Below are 6,901 nucleotides of genomic sequence, written 5' to 3'. Positions count from 1 at the left end.
GACTTTGATTAAATTAAATCCAAACTACCAAAAGCTTCTAGAATACGGCTCTCTCAAAGCTTGACCGACCGAAAATCTGTCCGGACTGTTGTTTCTGTCGGACTAACCGGCAAAAGATACAAACTTGGATTTTAAAATGAGAGTTCACTTCCTAGCATTTCGATAAAGAATACTCTTAACAGTTGCTCGTTTCCGCCAGTAAGTTCTAAACATTCAAAAGTGCCTTCCGGCCCTAACAAGGTTGTCGTAATTTTGCCCTTTTGGTCTGGCAGTCGATCGCATAATCTTCATCTCATTAATCTGCCCTAATTTTATCCCGATCGACCAGCCAACTTCAGATTAAACCAGACATCCATCCGCGTTCATCTGCGTTCATCTGCGGTTAAAAATCACCCATCAATATTTTTGCCAAAAACTCAATCCCAAAACCCTCGACATTACTGCTAAAATAAAGTACGAGTCCTTGCCGCTCAAACGCAGACCATGACCGCACAAACACCAGTACAATTCCAAGACAGTTTCGACATCATCGTAGTTGGTGGCGGACACTCCGGCTGCGAAGCCGCCCTCGCCACTTCTCGCCTCGGCTGTCGCACCCTTCTCCTCACCCTCAACCTCGACAAAATTGCGTGGCAACCTTGCAATCCGGCTGTCGGCGGCCCGGCTAAAACCCAACTTACTAACGAAGTTGATGCGTTAGGGGGGGAAATTGGCAAAATGGCCGATCGCACTTATTTGCAAAAGCGCGTCCTCAACGCTTCGAGAGGCCCCGCAGTTTGGGCGCTGCGAGCACAAACCGACAAGCGGGAATACGCCGCTGTGATGAATAATATTGTTGAAAACCAAGAAAATTTGACCATCCGCGAAGCGATGGTTACAGACTTAGTTTTGGGCAAAAACGAAGAAGTAATCGGAGTCGAAACATACTTCGGCGTCGCCTTTGAATGCAAAGCAGTAATTCTGACCACAGGCACTTTTTTAGGCGGCACAATTTGGGTAGGAAACAAGTCAATGCCCGCGGGACGTGCCGGAGAATTTGCCGCCGTTGGTTTGACGGAAACTCTCAATCGTTTGGGCTTTGAAACTGGCAGGTTGAAGACTGGAACTCCGGCAAGAGTAGACAAACGTACTCTCGATTATACCAACCTGGAACCGCAACCGGGAGATGCAGAGGTTCGGTGGTTTAGCTTCGATCCAGAAGTTTGGATCGAACGGGAACAAATGTCTTGTTATTTGACTCGAACTACGCCAGCAACTCACCAGTTAATTAGAGACAATTTGCACCTTTCTCCAGTCTACGGCGGCTGGGTAGATGCGAAGGGGCCGCGCTATTGTCCGAGTATTGAAGATAAGATTGTGCGGTTTGCGGATAAGGAAAGTCACCAGATTTTTATTGAACCGGAAGGTAGAGATATTCCTGAACTTTATATCCAAGGATTTTCGACTGGTTTACCGGAAAATTTGCAATTGCAAATGCTGCGGACTCTTCCTGGTTTGGAAAAGTGCGAGATGATGCGTCCAGCTTATGCTGTGGAGTACGATTATTTGCCGGCAACTCAGTGCTTTCCAACGCTGATGACTAAGAAGATCGAAGGGCTGTTTTGCGCGGGACAGGTGAACGGTACGACCGGATATGAGGAGGCGGCTGCACAGGGGATTGTGGCGGGGATTAATGCGGCTCGGTTTGCGAAAAATCAGGAGATGATTGTGTTTCCTCGCGAGCAAAGTTATATCGGCACTTTGATTGATGATTTGTGTACGAAGGATTTGCGGGAACCTTACCGGATGTTGACTTCGCGATCGGAATACCGGCTATTATTGCGATCGGACAATGCAGATCAACGCTTGACGACCCTGGGACGGGAAATTGGCTTGATTGACGATCGGCGCTGGGAGTTATTTGAGCGGAAACAAGCTAATATTGTGGCAGAGAAGGAACGCTTGTACTCCACGCGGGTGAAAGAGCACGAGGAAGTTGGCAAGGCAATTTTTGCTGACACCCAACAAGCGATTAAAGGTTCAATTACTCTCGCTGATTTGTTGCGCCGTCCTGGTTTTCATTATGTCGATTTGGAACGGTACAATTTAGGCAATTCTAATCTGAAGTTGGCCGAGAAAGATGGTGCAGAAATTGACATCAAATATTCCGGCTATTTGCAAAGACAGCAAAATCAAATTGATGACATTGCCAAACACGAACGCCGGCAATTGCCTGCGGATTTGGATTACATGGCAATTACAACTCTCTCGAAAGAGTCGCGGGAAAAGTTGGCTAAGGTGAAACCGCTGACTATTGGCCAAGCGGCGAGAATTGGCGGGGTGAATCCGGCTGATGTTAATGCTTTGTTGATTTTTCTGGAAGTGCGAAACCGTCAGCAACCGGCTGGTGTGGGAAAATAATTTGATGTTGCTGGTTTCGACTACGCTCAACCAGTGGCAGATGATTAATTAACCACCAACCACAGGAAAATTTAATTTATATTGCTCCAGAAGATTATCCAATAACTGCAAAACATTCCCGAAGATAACCTCGCACAACTTTATGACTTGATTGACTACTTTCGCCTGGGTTTAGGGAGAGAGCGTGCACAGCCCCGCACTCCCGGTTTACTCACCGGACAACTCGTGGACGCTTTCTTTGAACCCCAACCAGAAGAGGAATTAAAGCAATGAGAATGAGCTACCTCCTCGACACCGACATTTTGCTGTGGTGGCTCTTTGATGACGCTAAACTCAACAACGACTATTGACACAGATCAAAATCATGAACTATATTAAAGAGATGGATGCAGCAGAAATCCTCTAAGCATGACATTCCGTTACCCACTAGGGTCGAGGAAATTCCGGTAAAGACGTTCTGAATACCAAAATTTATTTTTTGGCGAAGGCCCTTTAAAAAGCTTTTGTTATTTTATGGCTTCCGTAATTTCTGATTATTCAATAATAAGTTTTTGGCTATTCTTATTTAGAATCGAGACTCAAAAAACTGTGAGAGCTCTGCAATGACTGATATCCAGGAAAAGCACTACAGCCAAATGATGTCTTTCATCAAAAGAAATCAATGGTTAGTTTCTGAAAAAGAAGAGACTAATTGTAAGCGAATTGATGTTCAGAATGGCAAGTCTACTAATTGTGTGAAGGTTTATGAAAGAGGAACCATCCAGATTCAAGGTTCTGAATCCAAATTAAGGGAGGCACTGGTCCAAGCAAAAGAAGCAATCGAAAATGAGGAAAGCCTTGGAGATATGCTTCCTTTTGAGATTGAGCGATTTCCCGAACTGTTAAGGGAAAGAGTGCCTGCTATAGATCCTGTAATTGTCCGATTTATTGAGGAAGCCATTATTACATTGAAAGCAGGCTCTAACTTAGGTTGCGCTTTCCTGCTTGGTGGTGCATCTGAAAAAACGATCTATTTATTAATTGATGCCTATAAAAAAGGGATTAAAGACGAAACCTTGAAGAACAAGTTTGAATCTAGAACCTCGGGAAAATTTATATCTAAAGTTTTTGAGGAATTCAAGCAATCATTTAAGAGTTCCAAAAACAAACCTCAAGGTTATGGTTGGACAAACGATATAGAAATTAAAATTGAGCAAATCTTTCAATTTTGCAGGATATGTCGTAACGAAACAGGACATCCACACCTACCACCAAATCTAGATAAGGGCGTTTTGCTTGCAAACATGGGACAGTTTGCTAAGTATGTTGAAGACCTATATGAGTTGATTGCTTACTATGAGGAGCATGATGTAGAGTTATAAGTTTATATCTTATGGTATCCCAGAAATACTACGCTGTTTTCAAGGGTAGAAAGACAGGAATATTTTCGAGTTGGCAAGAGTGTGAGGAGCAAATCACAGGCTTTAGTGGTGCGCTTTATAAATCCTTCAAGACCCAAGGTGAAGCAGAAGCAGCCTTAGAGCTTGCAAAACAAACTTCAATATTTCCCCAACAGCCTGAAAAAAGGAAGCGACAATCTGTCAAGCCAAATGCTATTTCTACCGACGAAATTATAATGGATAGTGTTTGTGTTGACGCTTCTTGCTTAGGCAACCCTGGTTCTGTTGAGTACAAAGGTGTTCACACAACAACACGCGAAGTAATTTTTCACAAACGCCCAATACCTAACGGGACTAATAATCTTGGGGAATTCTTAGCTATTGTTCATGCACTAGCACATCTTAAAGATGAAGGGAAAGATATACCTATCTATTCCGATTCAGAGACAGCTATTCTTTGGGTTAGAAACAAGAAAGTACGAACAAAGTTAAAGCGAAATGAGAGTAGTGAGGAAATATTTAATTTGGTAGAACGGGCATTGGCTTGGCTGGAGAGTAATGACTATGCTAATCCCATCCTCAAGTGGAATACTGGTTCTTGGGGCGAGATTCCAGCAGACTTTGGTCGAAAATAGGTCTAATTCAAATACTGTTTCACCCGATTCAACTATCTTAGAACCCATCACCACCTCAAAAATCTGGCGACTCCCCAAAATCTCCAGCACCCAACTTTCCCGCAACCCCGATCGCGAAACCCGATCTTTCTGTGCGATCGCCCCCCCTAGCCAGAGTAAAGCATTTGACCATAAAACAACAGCTTTGCAACATAAATTGTGACCCAAATGCTTTCCCCCTAAATCTCTCGCCCAAACATCACATCACCCATTTCCCGCCGGTATCCGCACAGTAAAAATAGACCCTTTCCCCTCCTCACTTTCTACCAAAATCTCGCCGCCCATCATGTGACAGTAGTAGCGGCTGAGTGTCAGCCCCAATCCCGCGCCGTCGTAAGGTCGCGTTGTTGAACAGTCAGCTTGCACAAAAGCTTCAAACAATTTGTGCTGTTGTTCCTCCGACATTCCAATTCCGGTATCCTTAACAGATAAACAAATCCAATCCGACTCTTGAACATTCAGCAGGGGACAAGCGATCGCCGCAGAAGGAGTTTCATCGGCAGGCATTGAATTGTCAATCGCCGATCGCCCTGCTGCATTCAATTTGCCGCTTCCTTCAATGCGCCTGACAGTCAGTTTCACCCTGCCGTTTTTGGTGAACTTAGCAGCATTACTCAGCAGGTGCATCAAAACCTGCCGCACTTTTTTGAAATCTGCGTGCATGATACCCGCAGTTCGATCGCACTCTATTTCTAAAACATTTCCATTCTTTTCTATGGAAGCTTTCGCGGCACCCGCAACATTGTCAACCAGGGATTCGATGTCAAATTCATCGATTTCGAGTTTCATCCTCCCGGCTTCAATTTTTGACAAATCGAGGATATCGTTAATCAAAGATAGCAGGTGCGTACCCGCCTTCTGAATCCTGTTCAAGTCGGGTACAAACTCATCACATCCCGCATCCTGAGCATCTTCTGAAAGTAGTTGACTGTAGCCGATAATCGCATTTAAAGGCGTCCGCAATTCGTGGCTCATATTTGCTAAAAACTGGCTTTTAGCAGTGTTAGCGGTGACGGCTGCTTCCTTAGCTTGTTTCAATTCTTTTGTATGTTCCGAAACTCGCTCAATTAAGTGATTGAGAGAGACAGCCAGACAGCCTATTTCGCCTTGTGCCGTGACGGGGACTCGCAAGTCAAAATTAGACTCGGCGGCTACTTGTTGGGCCACCTGAGTAACGCTGATAACAGGTTGGGCGATCGCCCGACTGGTGCGACAAGCCACAATTCCCGCCACCACTACCGACAGCAGCATACTAATAATAATTATGGCTTTTTCCATTCCTTGGGCGTCTTCCATCACTTCACCCCCTTGCCCCTCTTGCTGCTGGGCAATTTCAAGGATTTTGCTCAATTCCTCAAGGCTTTTGTTGAGCTGTTTGACACCTTCTCCGCTTTCTGTTGCCAACAATTTTCGGGCCGACTCTATCTCCAGAGGCGACAGTTGCGATTGCTGGATTTGCTGCAAAGTTGACTGGAGATTATCGGCGTAGGATTCTAAATTTTCCGTGCACTCTTGCAGTACAGTTTTGAGAACTTCCGGCTTTGCTGCCAGCCAAGCGGGTTGGCTGTCTGCAAACTTTTCTATGCGCAAGCGCAGGTTTTTTGCCTTAGTAACACTCGCGACCAACTGCTCTTTTTGCAGTTGTAGTTGGGCGGAATTGTCTACAAAAGAATCTAGCTGTGCTCCCTGCAATTGCGCCGCCAGCGCTGCATCTTTAAAATTGCCCACCAATTGGGCTTGCAGGTGAGCATCATTGAGTTGGTTTACTCCTTGTCCTTGGTAGTAGTCGGCGATTACCAGTCCACTCAGGGAGCCAATAAAGCCGATTCCTATTGCCAGCAAATACCCGCCACCAATTTTTTGATTGATAGGCAAACTGCCAATTTTAGATAGCCAACTTTTGCTGATTTTTAAGGATGATTTTTGTACAAAATCTTGGCTGGATGTTTTTTCGATCGCGGTTTCTACAGAAGCCACTTGTGCGGAAATAAAGAGCGGCATCTGTTTACATACATTGCTATTTTTTGGGTTAACCTTTGGCGTTTCTACAGGTTTTTCCTGCTGATTAAATTGTTCTAAGTCGGAATTTAGTTCGCCTTTTCCTTCGCAAACGGCAACCGATAGACTTGCTTCGTTCCCTGTTTTTTTGAGCAAGTTAATTTTTGACATATGCAACCGCTGTATTCTGTTAAAATTTACCACGCTCTTAAATTCTCCAAACGGAAAAGCTTGTCTATTTTCTAGTAGACCTCGGCGAAAAAGTATCTAAAACTCTTGTCGAGTCAGAGGAGAAACTTAAATTCGGTTGATGTCTAATAGATAATTAGGCTGTTGATGGCTGTTGCCAAATTACTTTTTCAACTCGTAAAAGTCTGCAGCAGGCAAAATAAATAAAAATTTATCCCGGCAGTGAATTATCTCCGCGTGGAACGTTACAGCCAGAAAATT

Annotated in this window: 4 protein-coding genes; 3 read left to right on the top strand and 1 reads right to left on the bottom strand. The window is 44.5% G+C overall.

Annotated features, from left to right (window positions below):
* Window positions 1-483: 483 nt before the first annotated feature.
* The 3 genes from mnmG (at window position 484) to E5S67_RS23300 (ending at window position 4,414) form a co-directional block, all read left to right on the top strand.
* Window positions 484-2,400, top strand: a complete 1,917-nt coding sequence (gene mnmG, locus E5S67_RS23310; protein ID WP_172190745.1) for a tRNA uridine-5-carboxymethylaminomethyl(34) synthesis enzyme MnmG — start codon at window positions 484-486, stop codon at window positions 2,398-2,400.
* 602 nt (window positions 2,401-3,002) lie between these two features.
* Window positions 3,003-3,761, top strand: a complete 759-nt coding sequence (locus tag E5S67_RS23305) for a hypothetical protein (protein ID WP_172190744.1) — start codon at window positions 3,003-3,005, stop codon at window positions 3,759-3,761.
* Between the two features lie 11 nt (window positions 3,762-3,772).
* A complete protein-coding gene (locus E5S67_RS23300; protein WP_172190743.1) occupies window positions 3,773-4,414 on the top strand; it encodes a ribonuclease H1 domain-containing protein in 642 nt (213 codons plus the stop codon).
* A 243-nt stretch (window positions 4,415-4,657) separates the two neighbouring features.
* Here E5S67_RS23300 and E5S67_RS23295 read toward each other — a convergent pair whose 3' ends face one another.
* Window positions 4,658-6,622 carry a sensor histidine kinase gene (locus E5S67_RS23295; RefSeq protein ID WP_246276949.1) on the bottom strand — a complete coding sequence of 655 codons (1,965 nt, stop codon included), beginning with the start codon at window positions 6,620-6,622 and terminating at the stop codon, window positions 4,658-4,660.
* Window positions 6,623-6,901 lie beyond the last annotated feature (279 nt).

It is taken from the genome of Microcoleus asticus IPMA8, from assembly GCF_013179805.1.
Taxonomy (GTDB): domain Bacteria; phylum Cyanobacteriota; class Cyanobacteriia; order Cyanobacteriales; family Microcoleaceae; genus Microcoleus; species Microcoleus asticus.
Note: the sequence above shows the minus strand (reverse complement) of the source record. Positions and strands in the feature narration are given on the sequence as shown.